The sequence below is a fragment of the Vulcanococcus sp. Clear-D1 genome (assembly GCF_014654725.1).
Lineage (GTDB): Bacteria > Cyanobacteriota > Cyanobacteriia > PCC-6307 > Cyanobiaceae > Vulcanococcus.
Genome location: NZ_JACVZV010000036.1, coordinates 1 through 19,584 on the forward strand (window position 1 = coordinate 1; position 19,584 = coordinate 19,584).

Consider the following 19,584-nt stretch of genomic DNA (forward strand, 5'->3'; position numbering starts at 1 on the left):
CATGCGCGCAGCCCCGGCAAGAGTGCCTGTGACACACTTTGAATCAGCCCTGGGTTCAGGGATGAGTTCCTGAATATTGAGCTGTTCAACTCGGTGCAGGAGGCCAAGCTGTTGGCTGAGCAGCACCGACTCGAGTACAACACCTACAGACCGCATTCGGCGCTCCAGGGGCGTACGCCCCTGGAGGTCATCCAGCAATGGAAAGCGGCCTGACTACCCACCAGCTCTCAGAAGAACTGGACCAGCAAAGGGGGTCACGTCAACAAGGAGTGACCAATTTTTGCCGAACTCAATGTCTACCGGCCCGGAAAGAGCCCCTACGATTGATTTTTAATCCGCATTTTATCCGCCAGGAACTCGTTGCGGTCGGCAGGCAGTTACAAGCAGCTGGTCTGATGATGTATTGGCTCTGGGGCATCATTCAAAAGCCGCATTCCACATTCAAACTGTAAAATCATATGTGACCGAAACTTGTCTATTAAATATTAATGTATTGTGCGCCTGCTTGCTAATGGCAGAAGATAATGGCTGGTTGAATCGGTTATTTGTTGGATATGCATATTTACCAAGCCCAAAAGTCGAGGGGTTTGCCCATGTATGCGAGCATCTTTTCGCTGTCCTGTCTGAGATAATCGATTACCCGATTGCGAAGCTTTGGGGGCCATTCGGGTTTCTCGATTAAAATCCTCCCCTTGTCTCCGGCTTCGTTTGCTTTTGGAAGGGCGCCGTCATCCAAGAGCTTTCCTACTTTTGGGGACAAGTCAAGAAAACGAAGCAGCTGCTTTAGGGTTGGTTTGGGTTTTTTGATCAGGTCTTCGAAGGTTAGGCAGTGGATTTGATCATCTGGATAATAGGCTTTAAAGCGTTCAAGATGCTGAAAATAAAGCGAACAACCAACAACTAACTTCTTAAGCTTTGCATTGCGCATAAGGCAATTGAAGTCGGCCGTTTTTTCGTCTCGACCTCGCAGATGTCGCCACTGCGAGACAATTCGATCCAGTGGATGACGCACAATGTAAATGAGCTTGGCATCAGGCAGGTAGCGATGCATTAGCTCGGGGGTGTGTCGATATGTGGTGAGAAGACTTGCATACATCGTGCTTCCCTCACCCCTCGCCATTTTGTCGGCTCCCTTCGCAAAACGAGATCCATACCACTCCCAGCCATTTTGATAATATCTACCAAAATACTTGGGCTCTTTGGGTTTGCTGATAAAGCAGTCTGGATGTCTTGGCAGGATATCCGTGAGCGTTGTGGTAGCCGATTTAGCGGCTCCGATTATGATGAAATTCGGAAGATGTTGCCGGATCCTTAGCTCGTCGACCTGATCTTGATGCGCGCCGTTGATGCCTGCTTTAATCGCAGATGCCAATCCGGTATCAAGAGCCATGAAGCTGAAATCTATCAATGACAATATTCTACAGGATCAGGTTTTGGTCGTTATGCCGCGCCCTCGTTGAATCGGGGGGGATTCGGAGATGAATGAGTTGCGTGCTAGGTCTTCGATATTGACATCAGTGTAGAAGATCTGGATGTCTCTACTGTATCGGTCAGCTGTTTTTCTGATAAGCTCGTCACTGTTGAAATACTCGCTTAAGTCGTCCGTTTTATCCCGGCGTCTGTTTTTCTCTGGGAGTTTACCTAGCGTAGGCAACCCCTCTCTGCGCATCCGACGCCTGAGTGCGGCCCAGTGGGCATCAATCTGCTCTAAGCGGCCAATAAACTTTGGCACAAGTCTTTCTCCTGCGCACAGAATCGTACTCTGTGGTAACAAATGAACATCTAGCTGATCATCTGGGCATGAACAAACGCAGTCAATAAAGTCTGAGAACCCCATCTGGCGGCGTAAGCCCATTTCCAGCATGGATCTTGTTGGCTCACTATTCTCAACTATTTTGTTGTTGTATGCAGAAACGAGTCTGTCGAATGGATTGCGAACAAAGCTAAAGCTGAAATGAGTACCACGATGGCGACGTGCTTGCAGTGGGGTTATCAGCTCTGTTTCTCCATGTGTTGCATCACGCCAGAAACTATCAGCAGTTGTACGAACCCCATCGTCAGCAGGGTTCTTAAGCAGATTACAGAGTGAAGCTTTTATCGAAGAATTGGCAACCTTCGGTACTCGACCATACATCAATGGCAGATGATGAAATAGAATGAAATGGTGAGTGGTGCTCATGAAGACATCGCCTCCGTTTTCTGGGTCTCCTGCATGACTGAAGACCCTGAACGTTGTGATCGGCCCTGGGCGGCTTCAAGGCGTTCCAAGGCCAGCCAGGCTCCCTCCCCACTGTTTTTATGACCCTGCCAGATTTCAGGTATAAATGACGCTTCTGGGGCCAAATCAGCGAGCATTTGAAAAACCTGTGGCCAGTCAATTTCCCCTTCGCCGATTTGCAGGCCTTCACCATCCACGCCGCCCGCATCGGCAAGATGCAGATGGGCCGTGAATGGTAGAATTTGCTCCAGAAACTCACGGAACGGCATGTGTAGGTGATTGCAGGCGAGTTTGGAATGTGAAACATCTAGGCACACTCGGTAGCCTTCGTCCTGGCAGAATTCTCGAATAAACGCCGCATCGACAAAAAGGTTGTGGTAGCGTTGGCCGCCAAAGTGCCATGGGAATGGAGGCATGGTTTGGGGGATAACCTCTACCTCGTCTAAACCCCTGAGTTGATGAAAACTGTCTTTGAGGTTATCACGTAGAGGCTTAATTTCTTTGCCGCTTAGGTGTCTATTTTCAGAAAAACCACCCACATTGGTTACCAGCAGAACTCGTCCTTCACAGCGGAAGTAGCTCTTCAGCTCAGTTGAAATGTTAATTACGCGTTGAAGCTCGGCGATCGAAGTCTGTCGGTACTCTTCGTTGTTGCTGCACAGATCCAGGGTGTGATCGCCAGCGAACAGTTCGGGCGCATGAACCACTAGTCCAAGCTCGTTTTGTGGCGCCAGCACGCTAGAAAGATTTACATCAAGATCTTTGTAGCTCAAATGTATTTCAACCAAGTCTATGTTGCTGGCGTGGCTGAAGGCTTTGATATCGTGGTAGCGAACAGGAACTCCAAAAGGTTGACTGAAGTTATAGGCCCTTGGGCTGGCAACTGGGCTTTCGAGGTCGGAGGGGAAAAATGGTTCTCCTGGCTTTTTCTCGATTGGCAGCTTCCGTCCCAATAGGTCATGCAGGCGGTACGGCTGTAGACCCTGACCTGGGCTCTTGATTCTCACCATCTCTTCAGTGATCTCAGTGCCTGCTGGGATGCTACAGCTAGCCACAAGGCTTTTCGCCAAGACTTCGCGATTCATCAGCTCGCCTTGGCTAATAGTACGTTCACCACCAGTGCCCATGGATTCGCGCACGCGACGAATTCCCTTCACCATTGCAGTGAATTCACAAGGCAGCAAGCTCACCTTGTGATCGTTGCCCTCCATGGTGCGGTCAAGTGTGATGTGCTTTTCAATGACCACTGCGCCAAGGGCAGCAGCACCTATTGGTACCTCGATCCCTCTTTCGTGACCTGAATAACCAACCGGCGCGCCAGCTAACTCACGCAGCCGCTCCAAATAACGCAAGTTTACGTCTTTAAATGGTGTGGGATAGGTAGAATTGCAATGCAGCAATACAAATGCCGCGTCGCAATCTCTCAAATGGCGTATGCCTGCGCGGACTTCTTGTTCAGAGGCCATCCCGGTTGAGGCCAGGAGAGGCTTTCCGGTTGCAGCCATGCTGCTTAACAGGGCATGGTTTGTAAAATCTGCAGACGCCACCTTGAATCCTGGCACTCCCCATGCCTCCAGTTTCGCCAGGCTTACCTCATCCCAGGCTGTGCAGAGTGGCACTAGGTCTTTCGATGCAGCATGATCGAAGCAGCGGAACAGTTCCTCATCACTTAGTTGAAATCGTTCCAGAAGATCTAAGGTGTACTGTGTTCCAAGGTCTGAGCTTATATCGTTGCTGTTACCTGCATTGACATACAGTTGTTTCATGTCGCGCATCTGAAACTTTGCGCAATCGGCACCGGCCTTGACTGCTTCGTCGATGAGTTGTATCGCTAGATCTACATTGCCATTATGATTGTTGCCGATCTCGGCAATCACAAAGGTTGGCTCATCTTCTCCTATTCGTCGATTTCCAAGTAGCAAGCTGCGCTCTCCGGCACGAGCAATGGCCACGATCCGGCCATGTCTGTCGAGTAGGGGCAGGGCGTTGATCTGATCAGAAACCATTCCCCCAAGCACAGTGCTGGTCGTCCCTTCAGGAGCACTTCGGCATGCCGGATTCATGGCGGCGGTAACCGGCTGATTGAGGTCAATTTCGCTGCAGGATTCAATCCAGCGACGAAAATCGCCGTCACTCATCACCCCTAGCAGAATTCCCGACTCAGAGACGACAAAGATAAGACGCGTTTGGTTGGCCGTGATTTTGCTTAGGGCGGTGAGGATGCTGTCCTCGGCGAACACAACGAACTGAGTAAAGTTTCTGTCGATATGCACTTTTCTCATGGTTTTAGTTTTCTCGTCATGGCTATCGCTCCATCATAGCCTATCCATTAAAGCGGGGGCTCAAAAGCAGTCCTAGCCGACGTGCTATCCAGTGATTTCGTCGTAACGCCACTAGCCGCCTCCTAACATTTCGGTGATCCGGGCGAATCAGTTGCGCCAGTTCCAGACTTGCTGCAGCCTCACCGAACTGCCTAGCCCTTATCGCTTTCTCGGCACTGTTGCGAAGCTGATTGAAGCTCATGTTGTGTGAGTTCACGACATAGCCGGGTTGCTCTAGATCGATAGGAGCTGACATACTGCCTTGTCGTTCTTTCCAGTCTTGTATGAACTCCAGAAGCTTGGCTGGTTGATGTGTCTTGCCGTATCCCACCCACTCAAGCCAATAAGGATTGGGCCACTCCAGCTGTTCTTCTAGGCTATCGAGGTCCGTCAGCTTGTCAAAATAGTGACACACGCTCGAGCCGACAAATACATGGCCTCCTGACCTTGGCAAATTCCCGAAATCCGCCATCACCACAGGCTTGCAACCATAATCGAGTGCATCGAACAGGGCCGTGGATGACACTGTGGCCATCAAACGTGCTTCTTGCAACACTTCTGGTAAAGGTCGATAGTCGAGCTGAAGGTTCGTTGGCGGGTGTCCGATGGTCTCCTGAATTGTTTGACTGATGTGCTGATCGTTTCTATGGAAGGTGGCTTCGTTTGGCGCAATTCTAGGTTTGATTAGTACCTCCCAGTTAGGGGAGCGTCTGGCCAATTCAGCAAGAATGCGGACTAGCTTTTGTCGATCCTTTTGACGAGATGGAATTACGACCTGCTCGGCAAATACCAGCATCTTTTTACGCTTGTCTGCTGGTAGCAATGGTGTCTTCGTGGCTATATTTCTCTGCATACCAGTTGTCAGGAATGGCTGAGTCTCGAATGGAGTGTCAGCTAGCATTCGTTTTATTGCTGATGCGTCCCGCGGTCCATTCAGGCAAATGAGGTCGTAGCCAAGCCGCCAACTGATCGCCTCTTCAAATCCACTGAGCACAATCCCATTAAAGCCGCAAAATAGCATCGGCTTGTAGGAGCCAGGTATTATGCTTACAGCATGGCGAAAATACGCCAGTTTGCTACCTGTTAAGAATACCCCAATGGCATCAAATCTCATCAGTAATCGGTGGCTCAATAGTTGGCTCAGCCCTAGTTGCCACAGCTTGCCTAGTGCCCTGGCCCGCTCTAATACGCCATCTGGAGTCCCCTCGCGAGGAATGGCGTTGACTGTGATATTGACTGCTGGTCCATCCTCTGGAAATTGGGCTATAGCCTCACACGCCAGTAACTGACTGTCGCTGTCGCCCACCAGTAAAAGCTCCAGTGGCGTATTGGTTTTGTTTGGTGCCTCTGTCGTCACTGGGAAGCCTCCGGTTTCGCCCTGGTCCTCAGGGCCTTCACAAGCTGTGAGGCACCATCGTGGACGCCCCAGCCCATCTTCTCCAGCCAATTTGAGTTCACTATTGGCATTTCTAATAGGTCATCAAGCGCTGTGATGCTGTCTAGACGGTGCATCACACCAGAGCTGGAGAATGGAACAGACCCATGATCGGTGCGGATGCCATGGTCAGCCATCACAACCACGGCGCGCCCCCACGCCATCGCGGTGTAGATCCACGGGGAACTGATGGTGATGCATGCACTACATCGTCCCAACACTATCGGTAGGTTTCCAGAGGCACCGAAGCTGATATTTGTGGGGAGCTCGGCGAGTACGCGCTGGTCGGCGTTGAGGGGAAGTTGTTTTTCGGACTGCGTGTGATCGGTTTGAATCAATACTTGCCAGTGTGGAGACGCGCTTGCCTTTTGGCCGAGCAACCTAAGCATCCTCTCTGCGGCTCCTTTCAGTTTTGGCAGACCCTTTTGCGCTAAGACAACCAGTGTATGTGGAGAATCTGGTTTACCTACACCGACGAGTCCTCCGGTCTCTGGTGCCTCGGGCATAAACCAGAACCCGATTGCGACTGTCGGTACCGGATTGGGCCAGCGATGCATCAGGTCATGAGCCTCTTCTAGCTGTCTTTCACCATGCAAGCAGAGCAGGTCGCAACACATGCGTGGCAGCAAATCCTCGATGAGTGTGTCACCAGCCAACGGAAATACCGGACCGCTGAACACAGGCGCTGGTCGCTGAGCATTTAGTTGACAGATCTGTCGATAGTTCGTCACAAATGTCTCAACGTTGCTAGCTCGTATGAAAACTCCGATAGCCGTGGCCTTGAGAATCAACGATGAGAGGAGCAGCTCGTTTATTGAGCAGTTCAATTGTGCCACTCTGCCATTCCCTGCTGGATTCTCAGGAAGCGGTGAAACCAGACTCGAGATTCTTTCTGTTGTCACTACCAGACAATCCAAATGTTCTTGGGCCAGTTCATTGGCTAGTAGTGTGCAGGCATAGGCACCTAGATTAGAGTCGGCAAGTAGAATTATGCTCATCGGCCTCGTACTACCTTCTCAATCCAACCCATGCCAATAATGAAATCGCGGAGTTGTCTAATCAAGCTGCGGGTGCGGTTTCGCTTGCGCTGAGCTGAGCGTACGCCGCCACTTGCAAGCATACTTATACCACCGTTAGCAAGCGCAAACTCCTGCCAATCCCGGCTACCCCAGCCCGCTAGCTCGATTGCATTGTCATTCAGTTCGTTGTCCCGAGAGGTTAGTGAGGTGCGCAACGCAGTCAAAAATTGATTCTTCCCGTTTGGTTGATAGCCATGGTGCTCTAGCCAGGTTGAATCATGTCGTATTGAAAAGGGATCAGAGCAGATTGACTCGAATTCCGCGAGCGCCCCAGAGGCGATGAAATAGTGATTGCCTAGAGTTTCATTGAGTCCGAGATCTGTCACGATTCTTGTGCTGATGCCCATTGCCATGGCCTCAAGCGCTGCGGTTGACGATATAGTAATTGCGCAGCTGCACTTTCTTAGCAGATGAGCCGCCGGCTTGAAGCTGATAGTGAGGTTTTCTGTTTTCTTTGAAAGTCTTTTTATCCCTCGTGTCATCTCGCCGTGATGGCGATGTAATGTTCGTTCAAGGCCCGATATTCGAGGTTTGAAAATGATTTGATGTTCGGGCCAGTGATTGGCTAGTCTTTCGAGTTGCTGGCATAAATACCGCCTTTGGAGAGGATTCGAGGGCACTGAAGGCTGCTCAAAAAACACTAGAGAACCCCTTTCTATTGATTGTGTTCGAGGATGAAGGTTCCACAGTATCGGGAGTCCAGTTATAACTGCATTGCTGCTATCTAAATTGAGTCCTTGGCATCCCTTGGCATAGGTCTCGAAGTCGTTCGGGGTGTTAAGGCACAGCAAGTCCACGCCCGCGCGATCCAGCATGCCCTCCAGCTGGTGGCGAAAGAGGATTCCTGGGTAAGCGCTTACGAGCAAGGGGCGTTTGGGATGTTCGTTCCATAGCCTTTTCAATAGTAACAACGTATCTCGACTTCGCTTGCCATCTAGAGCTAGAATGACTGCGTCGCTACTATCTAGTTTGTTTTCAAGTAGCATCTGCCGCCCATTCCAAGGGTGGCGTGTAATTTTTGTCTTGGGATCAACCCTCTGAATTTCTACTCGCTGGCGACGGGAAATTGTTCGACCGTCCACATCCAGTAAAATTAAGTACGTATCAGCCCCGGCATTGCGGCATGCCGCGAGCATGCTCATACCTGTTTTCCCAAAGGAATCGAAACATGCCAACGCAATGATCCTGCGACCGTTGAGGGATGCGCTCATGTTGGTTGGTCAAATAACGCTGCCGCTTGATCGCAAATTGTCAGATCGTATGGCGTATCGATCTCAGGGTGCCAACCATCGATAGGTACTGGTAGCCGTGGAGCAACAAAGCGATGCCCCGCTTCGACGAAGGGCTCGGTGCGAATCGCGTAAATAGCGCCTGTCTCCAGCCAGCAGGGGGGAAGGTCTTGACGCCTTGGGCGAGGGGCATCGGCGTTGTGATTAACCCCGATGCCCCAGCCCTCTTCGCTAGCACTCCATAGAAATCCATGCCATGGTGAGGCTGAGAAGGCCATAGCTGCACCGGATTCCTGAAGCCGCTCCACCACCAGGTCGATCTCACGCCCCCGGGTGAACGGTGATGTGCACTGCAGAAATACAAAAACCTCTGGTCTTAAGCCTTCGGAGGCCAGCACGTCGAGGGCATGGATCAGAGCTGATTCAGAACTGGCAGTGTCGCCTGCTATGTCGGGTGGTCGTTGAATAGTACGTGCCCCCTCAGCTTGTGCCAGCGCCAGTAGTTCGGGTGAATCACTGCTTACATAAGTGCGCTGTATTTTCTCGGAAGACTGTGCAGCTTGAATGGTTCTTGCTAGGAGCGGGATATTTCCAACTGTTCGCAGGTTTTTGTTTGGAATACCCTTGGATCCGCCGCGTGCCGGAATCAATGAAATGATTGACATGGCTCTATACGATTGAACCTACGGCGAATGAGAACCTCGGTCATCTTAGGGTGGCTCGGCCCCTGCGTATGGCTATACCTTTTTACTGTAGCGGACCAGCCTCTTTGTGTCAACGGTTGCTTCTGGGCTTCATCCTCTCAAGTAATTTTGCGCATGTAGGCTTTGGTTGGTACAGGGAGATTGGGCTGTGTCGGTGCTGAGTCAGGCCCAGTTAGTTGGATGCCCGGATCGTCTGCTTTTAACCCACTCCACGATTGCGTCACTATTGGCCCCCGCCAAGGTGGTTGCGGGTCGTCGTCGGTGTGTGAGGGAGCCAATCCACGCTCTTGTGGCCTGGGGCCGCCGACCCAGTGGTCGTTTCGCTGAAGTCCTGAGCCAAAGACGCTCCCTGCCGCTATGGCGCCTTGAGGACGCTTTTCTGCGTTCCATGGATGCAGGTTCCGGAATCCCACCTTTAGGGATCGTCCTCGACGACTTGGGTATTCATTACGATGCAACTCGGATTAGTCGACTGGAGCTCTTGATATCAGCCGGCGTCAGTGATGAACAACGCCAGCGAGCTGAGAGCTTAGCCAGTAGCTGGCGTCAGCATCGCCTGAGCAAGACCAACGCCTCTGCTGAATCACCTCCTCCGGACACCCCGTTTGTCCTGGTTGTCGATCAAGTAGCCGACGACGCTTCGATCCGCTTTGGCTTCGCGGATGCATCTGCCTTTCCCCGGATGCTGGACGCTGCACTTGCTGAATTTCCTAATCACACAGTGGTGGTTAAGATCCATCCAGATGTTGTGAATGGGCGCCGGCATGGCCACTTTAATGCCATCTATTTGGAGCATCCTCGGGTAAGACTCTGTGTAGATGGAGGGCACCCGGCGGCGCTTTTGGAGGCCGCTGATGCGGTGTATGTTGTTACCTCACAGATGGGATTTGAGGCTCTGCTTTGGCAGCGACCTGTGCGCACATTCGGGATGCCGTTCTATGCCGGGTGGGGCCTAACTGTGGATGACCTCGAATCACAATGTATTGGACGCCGTGATGCTAAGCCTGATTTGCCAGCTTTAGTCCATTCCTGTCTTGTCTCCTATTCCCGTTATTTGCATCCTGTCACCAACCAAGTCTGCACACCTGAGCAGCTCATCGAGCACATCGTGCTTCAGCGTAATTGTAGAGCGCGTCTTCCACGCAATCTGGAGGTGTTCGGTACTGCACCTTGGAAGCGCCGAGCTGCACGCCAATATCTATTGGCTCTCAAGCCTGCGAAGCTACACTTTCGGCCTCTGGATGCCGCACCCGGAAGACAATCTGATCTTCGCCAGTTGGTTTGGGGACATCGCATTGGCCGGGGTCTACGGCGGGCTATGGCAGGAGGGATCGTACCTGAACCCATTCGAGTGGAGGATGGCTTTCTCCGTTCCGTTGGACAAGGCTGGGTTCTTCGCTGGGTGCCGCCAGTGTCTTGGGTGTTTGACGAGCAGGGTATTTATTATGACGCCTCAAAGTCAAGTGACTTGGAATGTTTTCTGGCCAGCCATCGCTTCACGGTTGAGGAACGTCAGCGGGCTGCCGCCTTACGCCGGCATTTGGTTACCTTGGGCCTCACAAAATACAATCTTAATGCACCGGCCTGGCAGCGGCCTGCCGCATTGCTTAATCGGCCTGTGCTGTTAGTGGCCGGCCAAGTCGAGTCTGATCTCTCGATCCGCTATGGCACACCCCCAGATGCCTGCATACGTAGTAATTTAGAATTGCTTCAGGCTGTGCGGTCTCTTTATCCAAAAGCTTTTTTGATCTACAAGCCTCACCCCGACGTGGTTGCTGGTCGTAGACGTCCAGGGAAAGGGGAAGGCCTGACCCATTTACATTGCGATCTGGTGTTGCCCGATGCTCCTATTGATCAATTAATTTCTGCAGTTGATGAGGTACATGTTCGCACCTCCGGAACCGGGTTTGAGGCCATACTTCGCGGCGTCCCTGTGCATACTTGGGGTATGCCGTTCTACGCCGGATGGGGTCTTACCTCGGATCAATTCATCTGCACGCGCAGGGGGCGCTCCTTAAGCCTCGACGAGTTGGTTTATGGCGCTCTCATTTACTATCCTCGCTACTTTAGTCAGCGTTCCGGGTGTTTTATCACAGCTGAACAGGCTGTTGAAGAACTGGCAATGCAGCGCCGTCATCGTCACCGTTGGCCAGGCTCTCGGTCGATTCTGGCGTCAACCCTCTTCGCGACTTCCCCTCGTGTGCAATTTGCGGGTGCCCAGCTTGCAGCGCGGTTCAAGGATGCATTGGATGGCATCCTTCCTGACTCTCTAGTTTAACCTTATTGGACTAGAAGGAGATTATCTTGAATTCCAGTCGGCATCCAATGACCCCATCCGTCCAAGTCGAAATCAAGGGACCTGTCCTGCTTCTCATGGGTCCAATTGGTCTTTTCTTTTCTCGCTTTTATAACTACTTGACGCGTTGTGGTATCCCAGTGCGTAAAGTCGAATTCCCCTTGCATGAATTTGGCTTTCCTCGTCACGCCCGTGTGCGTTTCTCTGGAGATATGGATGAGTGGCGACCCTTTTTGCGTGATTTGCTTCTCAAGCATGAGATACGTCATGTTTTTATGTATGGTGACTTCATTATTCCTCACCGCATTGCCATCGAGGAATCGCGGGCTGTTGGTGTTGAAGCCTGGGTGTTTGAGCTTGGCTATATACGACCAAATTACGTTACTTTGGAGCGTGATCGCGTCAACGCGCGTTCACACCTTAACCAATCTGCCGGCTTTTATCATTCTCTTCCTCTGGTCAGTAGTCTTCCGTCATGCCGTTTAGATTCAGGTTTGCGGTGGCGAAAGATATGGAAAGTGCCTACATTTATTCAGCATGCTTTCACGCGATACCGGATTATAGAGGGTGACCATAAGTTGCAGCCGTCTCCACGCTTCCTTTGGTACCAGTTGCGTGGCAGTTGGCTCTATTGGCTCTATCGGCTTCGGGAAAGGCGAATCAAGGATAGACTTCTCGAGAGCTATTCGTTTTTTCTGGCTATTCTCCAGGTCTCAAGTGACAGCCAGATTCAGATGGGCTCCCGTTATCGAGGCATGCATGACTTTATCGAAGAGGTGATTTGTTCTTTCGCTGCTAATGCTCACGCTTCTGATCATCTGGCATTTAAGCATCACCCGCGGGACAGAGGTTACAACAACTATTCTTCGCTCATCTCTCTTTTGGCTCGCCGTTATGGTATTTCCGGCCGCGTGCATTACTTCCATGATGGTCATCTGAGTCGTTTCTTGCGCGTCTGCCGTGGTGTAGTTACTGTTAACAGTACCGTGGGTCTCCAGTCTCTCTACCATGCTGTTCCCACAAAGGTTATGGGCCACTCTTTCTATAACCTACCCGGCCTAACTGACCAGCAACCTCTGCACCAATTCTGGGCTTCTCCCCAGTCTAGTGATCGTGCACTTTTCTACCGCTTTTACTCCCACTTGATCACCACGACACAGGTTAATGGCAACTTTGATGGTGCATTCCCGTTCCGCAGTACATTTCCCATTGCAGCTGATGCGAACCGCTTTACCCTCCCTTCTGCCTGTTCAACCGATTTAACTTGGGATAGCCGCATCCTTACAACACTAGCTGTAATTCCCAGAATCGTATCCAGGCTTTGCTGGATTCTTTGTTCGCTGTCGATTTATAGCCTACAGCTGTTACTCCTTTCACTCGGGTCTCGTAGATTCGCTTCTTGGATGCTGTCTATCGCATCGGCAGCTGCGCTGAGAGCCCTTGGTATCAAAGTTGTTGTTGATGACAGTCATTCCAGTGAGCAGGAAGGTATTCCCCTTGTTCATATCTGGAACCATGCAAGTCCGATTGATGTCTTGGTCGTGCAGGGAGTATTGAGGATTCCTAGCATCACCACGGCCAACCTACATTTAAGCCATCTTCTGCCCTGGTTTGCTAAGTCGGCTGCAAATGCGGGACATACTTTGATGGATCATCGTGATAGAGCATCCCGCATCGCAGCACTCTACTCAGCATCTCGCACTCTTGCTGAGAGTGGCCAAATTATTATTGCTCCTAATGGCTCTCTGGTTACTCCGATCGAAGAGAGAGTGTCGGCCAGTGCTTTGCTCCTAGCGCGCCGTCACGGTGCTTTGATTGTACCTTGGACGTTTGTGGTGGAGGGACTTACCAACCTTGCCCGCCTCAACTACCGGCCCCTTCGGCTTGTTTTGTCACGCCTAAGTGCACCTTTGGGATTCATTTATTGTCGTAGAGGACGGTCTAAGGACTTGCTCTTGCCGGAAGGTATCTGCGATGCTCGACAGTTCAAGATCTCCGTGCAGTCTTATTATGCTCAGCAAGCCGATCCTAGTACCAAAGAAATGTTGTGACCACCGAAGCCAAAGGCGTTCTTCAGAGCAAATCGTTGACCGTTATCGCCAGTGCTTGAATTGCCATCAATCGCAACATTCTGTTGTGCTACGTTCAGTCTCACCTCAGGATCTATTCTCTCGGCGTTAATACTGGCTGGTATTTTCCCTTCTCTTAAAGCCTGAATCGCGAGGATTGTTTCTACAGCACCTGCCGCGCCAAGTAGGTGACCGAGCTGGCTCTTTGGAGCAGTAACTGGCAGGCTATCTAAAGCTGGTCCCAGTGCTCGGTGGAGTGCACGCGCCTCTGCAAGATCTCCCAATCGAGTCCCTGTGGCATGACCTTGGATAAAGCTGAGATCTTTTGCGCTAACCTCAGCCCTCTCCAATGCATCGTTTATAGCTCGACTTGCCTGGACACCATCGGGATCTGGCGCCACCATTTGGTACCCATCACAACTGCTTCCGCAAGACAGCAGCCACCCCAAGGGCTTTTCTTTGTAAGCTAAATCTCGTTCACGTTTAAGTACTAGTACGCCTGCTCCTTCCGAGAGCACAAAGCCATCGCGATCTTTGCAATAAGGCCTCGAAGCTTGTTCGGGTGTTTCGTTTCGAGTGGATAGTGCCCGCATGGCCGAAAACCCCACTAATCCCAGTCGATTGACCGGAGCTTCACACCCTCCAGCAATCACCACATCGGCACGGTCGTCGTCAAGCAGCCACTGAGCAAGGAGTAAGGCTTCTGCTCCAGAAGCGCAAGCTGATACCGGCGTATGGCAACCGCCGTGGATCCCCAGCTCAATCGCAATCTGCCCGGCAGCAGCGTTTGGGATCATCATCGGCACTGTTAAGGGGGTCACTCTGCTCGGACCTGCATCATTTAGGTTCGTGTGTTGACGCTCTAAGGTTGACAGGCCGCCGATGCCGGTACCGATTACCACAGCTATTCGACTACGATCAACGTTGTTGAGGTAGTTTCTTGCTTGGCCCCATGCCTCACGAGCTGCGAGCACCGCCAGTTGTGTAGCTCGATCAAGACGTCGTTGAAGCAGTGGCTCAAGCAAATTTTCTCCACTATCGCTTGGATACCTGTGCACTCTCCCCGCAATTCGGGTAGGAAGATCATTGGCCCAAGACTCCCCAATCGCCCGAATCCCACATTGTCCATTGACCAATGCGATCCACGTTTCCTGAGCTGTAGCCCCAAGAGGCGTCAATGCACCCCAGCCGATAACTGCTAGACGATTAGTTGGCTTAGTCATCCAGAGAAGTATGGGAACTGAGATACATCTCAATATCTTCAACTGTTTTGAACCTTAGCAAGTCTTCTTCTGGAATCCTGGTGTGCAGGTGCTCATCTGCTTCGATTAGGATTTCATAAAATCCTAGTGAGTCAATGCCAATATCCTCTAATAGCCTTGATTCCGGCCTTATCAGGCTCGGTTCAGCGCCGGAGACTCTCGCTACGATTTCAACGATTTGATGATATAGCTCTGAATCGATCTCTTTTTCGCTTATATCTGATTGCCGATGGAGGCTTGTGGGTGTTTTGCTCCCCCTGCCTTCGCAACCCGGCTCCCGACGTGGAACTTCATCCATCTGGCCTTGCCTACTTATTTTTTTATTCTAGCATTGGCCTGCCCCAGTATCCAGGCCTCGGTACCATTCGAACTTCTTGTACACGGCATGGTGCTTAAAGCCCGTGAAGTGCTGCAAGCGAGTTGTCGGGATTCGCGTCAGATCTGCCGACATCAAGATTTCCGTGATTTGATTGAAGTCAAGCGCTAGCGATAGATTCTCTACCCTTGCCCCCATCAAATTGATATACTGACGCAGGAGAATGGGTAGTCTGAAGTGTGAATCTAGTTTTACCTGAATCTGCTTTTCTAGATCTTGTATTGTGCTGGTGTATTCTAATTCATTGCTATATCTTATTCCAGTGTGCGGATGGCGAGGCTGCGGCCGCGATTTGTTGTTCTCGGCAAAGGGTGGACGAATAAGTCTGCTTAGAAAAGAGTTGTTCACGGCGTCGCTGTAAGCGAAATGGTTGTATGAGACAAGTCCGTGGATTGAAGTGTATCCTGAGCTGAGTGCTACCTGAAGGCCGCCGCGAAATAGGCACATCAGTGTGTGAGGTAAGCGTTGAAAGCGCGGCGCTAGAGCTACTCGGCCGATTTCCAGATTGTTTCCGCGTTTGGTCAGCTTCGCCTTGATTCCGGGGTACACGTGTTCTAGGTACGACTGATGGCTTGTAGGGATAAATCTGGTTCCATCCTGCTGTCGCTCCGGCTGTTGGGGGATAAACTGAAGTCGAGCACATCCGGCAATCTCTCCCGAGGACCTCTCCACTAACAGGAAATGATCGTAGTATGCGTCTCGGCTATCTAAGTCGTGGCTTCGCCCTGAACCAGAGAGTTGCTGGCGATAGGTCAGTTCCCGAAGAATCCCCACCGCCTCCTCAAACTTTTTGAAGCGATTGCCGGGAACTAGGTAGAGGTCTAGCCCATGCGAGGTAAACAGGCCGTAATCCGCCAGGTACCGGTTGAGTTCGGTGGACAGAGCCTGCGGGACGGCGATCGACCGACCCCTTTCTTCGTTGGCCTTCACGGCTTTGACGCGCTGTGACCAAAGACTAACGTGGGGCCTATGGCTCATCCGGGCTCTAGCCCTCCTGCCTGCGTTTTTCAGTCATGCCACAGGTCCGTTGTCTGTCTTACTGTCTCGCGATGGCCTTCCTGTCAGCGCCGGCTCTTCCCCTTGGAGCTGTTGCTCAAGAGCCTGCGTTGGGACAATCACCGGTCTCACTCACCCACGAGCCCGGATCGCCTGAAAGGAGTCCTTCTTTTCCTGCTTCAACCTCTGGTGCTCAGACGTCCCCTGGTCGTACCTTTCGCTACCGGCTGGGTCCTGGCGATCGCTTGCGCATGTCGGTGTTTAAGGTCGAGGGCTACGCAGCCGATGTAGAAGTACTCAGCGACGGTACCATTAGCCTTCCACGACTCAATTCTGTTTCTGTAGCAGGTCTTACTCTTGATGATGCTCAGCGTCGGATCAGCCAGTTGTACACAATTTACCTGCGCAGACCGTTAGTCTATCTAGATCTACTGGTGCCTCGCCCGGTTCGTGTAACGGTGGTAGGCGAAGTTCAGAAGCCTGGCTTCTATAGTATTTCCCAGGGTTCTCGTGAGTCCAGCCTGGGTACCGTGGCCGCGGCCCAAACCAGTGTTGATAGCTCTGGCTGGCCAACTCTCGTTGATGCGATTCAGCGAGCTGGCGGCATTACTGGCACGGCCGATCTTTCGAGAGTGCGGCTTGTTCGGTCGTCAAATCCATCGCTCTTAAAACGTCAAGTCTATAATTATGATTTTCTTTCGACTCTTATGGGTATGGGGTCTTCGCCAAACCCTTTGATCCAAGATGGTGACACTATTGAGGTGGCCAAGATTGAAGGTGTGATCCCAAGCGACGTGCTTATACGGACAGGAAAGTCGAACCTTTCTGCTGATGCTATAGCAGTTACTGTGGTAGGCGAAGTTAACGCGCCGGGCTTGAAGCAGATCAGGCTTAATAGTTCCTTGACTGATGCGGTGATGGCTGCTGGTGACCTTAATCAGTTGCGTGCTGATCCTAATTTTATTCGACTTTTGCGTATGCAGGGTGATGGTAGTGTCGTTTCTCTTCGGCTCAGCTTGGATCCTGCAGCACCGCTGGGCTCGCGTAATAACCCTGTTCTTCAAAATGGTGACGTTATTGTTGTCGCGCGAAACGGATGGACATCCCTGAATCAGCGTCTTGTCCAGGCGGTTGAGCCCCTTGGTCCTTTGTTAAATGCTGCATCTCTCTATAACATTCTCACAAAGGGTCCGTGATTGCATTTTTCTCCATCTTTCTTCCTGACCCTTTTCTATTAGCTAACGGTTCTCGTCGGTTTCGGTCTGGCGATTCGGTGTATCAGGCATGCTGTTAGATAGTGCCTGGGTTCTGTCTGTGTTACTGCTTCCTTCGCCTTGTTCGCTAAATTGTACTTTTAGCCCCATAGTGCTCTTCTGGGTTGCTTGGTGTGTCTCGCTTATTCGGTGAGACTTGATTGTTGGCTTCATGTTTCTTATTTCTTTTACTCCGTTGCTCGGTCCGATGATCCGCTAGCAAGGTGTTCTCGCAGGGAGCTAGCTTGATCAATCCCTCCCGCATTCGCATCCTGGCGGTGGGCAAGGTGCGCAAGGACTGGGTGCTCGAAGGCATTGCCACCTACCTCAAGCGGCTGCCAGGCCTGCAGGTGCTCGAGCTGCGCGATGCCGGCAAAGAACGGGAGGCCGCGGCGATCCTGGAGGCCTTGCGGCCCGATGAGCAGCTGGTGGTGCTGGCGGAGGAGGGGCAGACCTTCGATTCGCCGGCCTTTGCCCAACGCCTGGAGGGCTCTGGCTCAGAACGCCTGGCGTTGGTGATTGGTGGAGCGGAAGGCATCGATCCCGCCCTGAAGGCCAAGGCCCGTTGGAAGCTCAGCCTCTCGCCGATGACCTTCCCCCATGAGCTGGCGCGGCTGCTGTTGCTCGAGCAGCTCTACCGCGCCCTCACGATTCAGCAGGGCGGGCCTTATCACAAGTGAGCCTGCTGGCTCAGATGCTCAGGCGCTCCCAGATCACGCCCAGGTTGGCCTGGTGCAGATCGGTGGAGAAGCAGTCGGCCAGTTGCTCGGCGCTGAGGCGTGAGGTCACGTCGGGGTCGGCTTCGAGATTGGCGCGGAAGTCGCCGCCGGCGGTGTTCCAGGCGGTGTGGGCGTTGCGCTGCACGATCCGGTAGGCGTCTTCGCGGCTGATGCCGGCTTCCACCAGGGCCAGCAGCACGCGCTGGCTGAACACCACGCCGCCGTACACATTCATGTTGCGGGTCATGTTTTCCGGGTAGACCCCCAGGCCCTGCACCACGGAGGTCATCTCCCGCAGCATGAAATGAAGGGTGACGGAGCAGTCGGGCAGCATCATCCGCTCCACGGAGCTGTGGCTGATGTCGCGCTCGTGCCAGAGGGCGCAGTTTTCCAGCGCCGCCACCACATAGCTGCGCAGCACGCGGGCCAGGCCGCTGATGCGTTCGCTGCGGATTGGGTTGCGCTTGTGGGGCATGGCCGAGCTGCCCTTCTGGCCCTTGGCGAAGTTCTCCTCCACCTCGAGCACATCGGTGCGCTGCATGTTGCGGATCTCGGTGGAGAAACGCTCGAGCGCCGCACCCACCAAGGCGAGGGTTTGGATGTATTCGGCGTGGCGGTCGCGGCCGATCACCTGGGTGCTGGCGGTATCGGGCACTAGGCCGAGCTTGGCGCAGGCGATCTCCTCCACCCGGGGATCGGTGTTGGCGTAGGTGCCCATGGCACCAGAGATCTGGCCCACGCTCACCACACGCTCCAGGCGCTCAAGCCTCTCCTGATTGCGCACCACTTCCGCCAGCCAGCCGGCCAGCTTGAAGCCGAAGGTGATCGGTTCACCGTGGATGGCGTGGGAGCGGCCGATCATGACGGTGCCTTTGTGCTCCCGGGCCAGCACCCGCAGCGCCTCGGCCAGCTTGTCGAGCTCGGTGCGCAGCAGTTGCACCGAGGCCTTCATCTGCAGGGCCACGCCGGTGTCGAGCACATCGGAGCTGGTCATGCCCACGTGGATGTAGCGGCCCGCATCACCCACGTGCTCGTTCACGTTGGTGAGGAAGGCGATCACGTCGTGACGGACCTCCGCCTCGATCTCGAGGATGCGCTCCACGCTGAAGCTGGCCTTCTCCTTGATCGTGGCCACGGCCTCGGCGGGCACGCGGCCCAGCTCGCAGTTGGCTTCAGTAGCCGCGATCTCCACATCCAGCCAGCTCTGGAACTTGGCTTCCTCGCTCCAGATGGCGCCCATCTCGGGCAGGGTGTAACGCTCGATCAAGGCCGCCGCGGGCTCACATCCAAACCAATGTATGGGGCGCTGGGATCGGCCCCTGATCGGCGCACGGGGAAGCCTCAGGCCACAGCCGTGAGCTTGCGGTGTTCCACCTCCCACTGCACCAGCTTCCCCCAGGCCTGCTGGCGCACCCAGCAGCGGCCGCCCCGGCACTGGATCAGCTGGAAGGGGGGGAGGTCGTCGGGCTGGTTGCGCAGTTTCACGAAGCTGCCCGGTTGAAGCAGTTCAACCACGTTGGATTGCTGGCGCGGCATGGGGGATCCCCTGTGCTGAGGGTCATCCTCCGGAGTGTTCCCCGTTTTGCCGCTCCAGCCCCCGTATTTGTTCGGTTTCCCCTGTGCTTTT

The 19,584-nt window shown here is 53.0% G+C and carries 17 protein-coding genes; 5 read left to right on the forward strand and 12 right to left on the reverse strand.

Annotated features, from left to right (window positions below; translation table 11 throughout):
- Positions 1-42 precede the first annotated feature (42 nt).
- Positions 43-213, forward strand: coding sequence for an integrase core domain-containing protein (locus H9532_RS12975; RefSeq protein ID WP_296369563.1), 171 nt, complete (start codon positions 43-45; stop codon positions 211-213).
- Between the two features lie 349 nt (positions 214-562).
- On the opposite strand, the gene H9532_RS12980 is transcribed toward H9532_RS12975, so the two are convergent.
- The 7 genes from H9532_RS12980 to H9532_RS13010 are packed head-to-tail and all read right to left on the reverse strand — an operon-like array spanning position 563 to position 8,947.
- Positions 563-1,390 (reverse strand): sulfotransferase, encoded by an 828-nt coding sequence (locus H9532_RS12980; RefSeq protein ID WP_296369204.1) that lies wholly within the window; start codon positions 1,388-1,390, stop codon positions 563-565.
- Between the two features lie 36 nt (positions 1,391-1,426).
- Positions 1,427-2,179, reverse strand: a complete 753-nt coding sequence (locus H9532_RS12985) for a sulfotransferase family protein (protein WP_296369206.1) — start codon at positions 2,177-2,179, stop codon at positions 1,427-1,429.
- Positions 2,176-4,500: an N-acetylneuraminate synthase family protein gene (locus H9532_RS12990; protein WP_296369208.1), complete on the reverse strand. Its 2,325-nt coding sequence runs from the start codon at positions 4,498-4,500 to the stop codon at positions 2,176-2,178. The genes H9532_RS12985 and H9532_RS12990 overlap by 4 nt, the downstream gene beginning before the upstream one ends.
- A gap of 40 nt (positions 4,501-4,540) precedes the next feature.
- Positions 4,541-5,896, reverse strand: a complete 1,356-nt coding sequence (locus H9532_RS12995; protein ID WP_296369210.1) for a DUF6716 putative glycosyltransferase — start codon at positions 5,894-5,896, stop codon at positions 4,541-4,543.
- A complete protein-coding gene (locus tag H9532_RS13000) occupies positions 5,893-6,972 on the reverse strand; it encodes a DUF6716 putative glycosyltransferase (RefSeq protein ID WP_296369212.1) in 1,080 nt (359 codons plus the stop codon). The genes H9532_RS12995 and H9532_RS13000 overlap by 4 nt, the downstream gene beginning before the upstream one ends.
- Entirely contained in the window at positions 6,969-8,264 is a 1,296-nt protein-coding gene (locus H9532_RS13005) for a DUF6716 putative glycosyltransferase (RefSeq protein WP_296369214.1), read from the reverse strand. Before H9532_RS13005 ends, H9532_RS13000 begins: the two co-directional genes overlap by 4 nt.
- Positions 8,261-8,947 carry an acylneuraminate cytidylyltransferase family protein gene (locus H9532_RS13010; protein WP_296369216.1) on the reverse strand — a complete coding sequence of 229 codons (687 nt, stop codon included), beginning with the start codon at positions 8,945-8,947 and terminating at the stop codon, positions 8,261-8,263. Before H9532_RS13010 ends, H9532_RS13005 begins: the two co-directional genes overlap by 4 nt.
- Positions 8,948-9,275: 328 nt before the next feature.
- Here H9532_RS13010 and H9532_RS13015 point away from each other — a divergent pair, with 328 nt between their 5' ends.
- Positions 9,276-11,264 (forward strand): capsular polysaccharide biosynthesis protein, encoded by a 1,989-nt coding sequence (locus H9532_RS13015; protein WP_296369219.1) that lies wholly within the window; start codon positions 9,276-9,278, stop codon positions 11,262-11,264.
- 47 nt (positions 11,265-11,311) lie between these two features.
- A complete protein-coding gene (locus H9532_RS13020; protein ID WP_296369221.1) occupies positions 11,312-13,333 on the forward strand; it encodes a 1-acyl-sn-glycerol-3-phosphate acyltransferase in 2,022 nt (673 codons plus the stop codon).
- Here the strand turns inward: H9532_RS13020 and H9532_RS13025 are convergent.
- From H9532_RS13025 to H9532_RS13035, 3 genes are read right to left on the reverse strand one after another with little or no spacing between them, the layout of a single operon-like run.
- The gene (locus H9532_RS13025) at positions 13,297-14,574 is read right to left on the reverse strand and encodes a beta-ketoacyl-[acyl-carrier-protein] synthase family protein (RefSeq protein WP_296369223.1); all 1,278 of its coding nucleotides are present in this window, start codon (positions 14,572-14,574) and stop codon (positions 13,297-13,299) included. The genes H9532_RS13020 and H9532_RS13025 overlap by 37 nt on opposite strands.
- Positions 14,567-14,911: an acyl carrier protein gene (locus tag H9532_RS13030; RefSeq protein WP_296369225.1), complete on the reverse strand. Its 345-nt coding sequence runs from the start codon at positions 14,909-14,911 to the stop codon at positions 14,567-14,569. The genes H9532_RS13025 and H9532_RS13030 overlap by 8 nt, the downstream gene beginning before the upstream one ends.
- 27 nt (positions 14,912-14,938) lie before the next feature.
- Positions 14,939-15,919: a GNAT family N-acetyltransferase gene (locus tag H9532_RS13035; RefSeq protein WP_296369227.1), complete on the reverse strand. Its 981-nt coding sequence runs from the start codon at positions 15,917-15,919 to the stop codon at positions 14,939-14,941.
- A 293-nt stretch (positions 15,920-16,212) separates the two neighbouring features.
- Here H9532_RS13035 and H9532_RS13040 point away from each other — a divergent pair, with 293 nt between their 5' ends.
- Both H9532_RS13040 and H9532_RS13045 read left to right on the forward strand, forming a co-directional pair.
- Complete coding sequence (locus H9532_RS13040; protein ID WP_296369565.1) at positions 16,213-17,181, forward strand: polysaccharide biosynthesis/export family protein; 969 nt, start codon at positions 16,213-16,215, stop codon at positions 17,179-17,181.
- A 305-nt stretch (positions 17,182-17,486) separates the two neighbouring features.
- Complete coding sequence (locus H9532_RS13045) at positions 17,487-17,918, forward strand: 23S rRNA (pseudouridine(1915)-N(3))-methyltransferase RlmH (RefSeq protein WP_296369568.1); 432 nt, start codon at positions 17,487-17,489, stop codon at positions 17,916-17,918.
- A gap of 10 nt (positions 17,919-17,928) precedes the next feature.
- Here H9532_RS13045 and purB read toward each other — a convergent pair whose 3' ends face one another.
- Both purB and H9532_RS13055 read right to left on the reverse strand, forming a co-directional pair.
- Positions 17,929-19,224, reverse strand: coding sequence for an adenylosuccinate lyase (purB, locus tag H9532_RS13050; protein ID WP_296369229.1), 1,296 nt, complete (start codon positions 19,222-19,224; stop codon positions 17,929-17,931).
- Positions 19,225-19,298: 74 nt separating this feature from the next.
- Positions 19,299-19,493, reverse strand: a complete 195-nt coding sequence (locus H9532_RS13055) for a hypothetical protein (RefSeq protein ID WP_296369232.1) — start codon at positions 19,491-19,493, stop codon at positions 19,299-19,301.
- Between the last annotated feature and the right edge of the window lie 91 nt (positions 19,494-19,584).